This window comes from Xanthomonas bonasiae (assembly GCF_017163705.1).
Taxonomy (GTDB): domain Bacteria; phylum Pseudomonadota; class Gammaproteobacteria; order Xanthomonadales; family Xanthomonadaceae; genus Xanthomonas_A; species Xanthomonas_A bonasiae.
On record NZ_JAFIWB010000083.1, the window covers coordinates 1 to 230 of the forward strand.

Here is a 230-nt window from a genome sequence, read left to right on the forward strand (position 1 = left end):
TATACCTCCGGTTCGACCGGCCGGCCCAAGGGCGTGATGATCGCGCATCGCGGGCTGATGAATTACCTGCAGTGGGCCGCGGCGACCTACCATGCGGACCTTGGCAGCGGAAGTCCGGTGCATTCCTCGATCAGCTTCGATGCCACGATCACGAGCCTGTTCTTGCCGTTGATGGCCGGCAACCGCACGGTGCTGGTGGCCGATGGCGACGAATTGGCCGATCTGGCGGC

General features: G+C 64.3%; 1 protein-coding gene. It reads left to right on the forward strand.

What is annotated here, in order from left to right; genetic code table 11:
• The coding region (locus JR064_RS22980; protein WP_206231256.1) for an AMP-binding protein at positions 1-230 on the forward strand (230 nt) is incomplete at both ends.